This is a genomic window from Cedecea sp. NFIX57 (assembly GCF_900177785.1).
Taxonomy (GTDB): Bacteria; Pseudomonadota; Gammaproteobacteria; order Enterobacterales; family Enterobacteriaceae; genus Cedecea; species Cedecea neteri_C.
Window position 1 is genome coordinate 1 of sequence record NZ_FXAS01000134.1, and the last position, 1152, is coordinate 1152.

At 53.5% G+C, this 1152-nt stretch carries 1 protein-coding gene; it reads right to left on the minus strand.

What is annotated here, in order from left to right; genetic code table 11:
- Positions 1–24: 24 nt before the first annotated feature.
- Positions 25–1056, minus strand: a complete 1032-nt coding sequence (locus tag B9Y90_RS26255; protein WP_085543194.1) for an IS630 family transposase — start codon at positions 1054–1056, stop codon at positions 25–27.
- Positions 1057–1152 lie beyond the last annotated feature (96 nt).

Consider the following 1152-nt stretch of genomic DNA (forward strand, 5'->3'; position numbering starts at 1 on the left):
GCTAAATAGCTGTTCCTAATACCGCTACACTTTTGCGAGACCATGTCGGCCACCCGGGAATGGACTGGCTGTTTTCATAAAATGGCGAACCTTTTTCAGTAGTTGCCACATAGAACGGCACTGATGGTTTCGGGTTATCGTCTCATGCAGCGCCAGCCAGAGTCGCTCAATATGGTTTACCCACGGTGAATACACCGGTTGATAAATCACGATGAACTTCGGGTTGGCTTTCAGCCAGCGCTGCGTTTCATGGCTTTTATGAATGATGTAGTTATCCACGATCAGCGTGATGGTCTTCGCCCGTCTGTAACTCGCTCTCAGGTGCATCAAAAGGCTGATAAACAGCTTCGAGCTTTTACTGCTGCTGCCAACATAACTGACCCGCCCAGTACAGCTATTCAGTGCACCGGCAAGGTAGTATTTTTCATTCTGTCCAGGTGTGACCACCTGCTTTTGCTGACCGCGCAACTGCCAGTCAGCCCCGATTTTGGGGTTCAGATGAATATCTACCTCATCTTCGTAAAACACAGGATGCTCCGCACAACATCCGGCCAGTGCCGCGTTTATCGCTGCCATTTTTGCCGCCCGGTTCGGGTCACGGATGCGCAGCGTTGGGGCTGCTCTGCGCCAGACAAGGCCTGCCGCAGGCAACCAGCGGCGCACGGTAGAGGGATGCAGCTCACAGCCGGTTATCTGGTTAATTTTTATCGCCAGTAACTCCGTACTCCAGCGTGAGCGCTGATAACCAAAGTCGCCGGGAGAGCGTTCAACAAGTCGCTTCAGCAGGGCGCATATCTGTTCAAAGGGCCAGCGTCGCCCGCGTCCTGCCGGCAGGGATTCAAGACCTTCAACACCGTAAAGTGTAAACCAGTTAATCCAGCGCCCGACGGAAGAACGGGCGCAGCAGAGCGTTCTGGCCACAACGCTGACACGTTCGCCCCGGTGCAACATCAGCATGGCGATAAGCCTGCGGGCGTGATTCTTGTCGGGAGTTTTGTGAATGGTTTTCTGCATCAGGCGTCGTTCGCTGCGTGGAATTGGTGCTATGATCGGCATCGCTCAGTCCGGTTGGTGATTTGTGATGTTTGGCGATTGATCAGATCGCACAATCCGGGCTGAGTTCCCTCAAAGTGATCTATTATTCGGAACAGC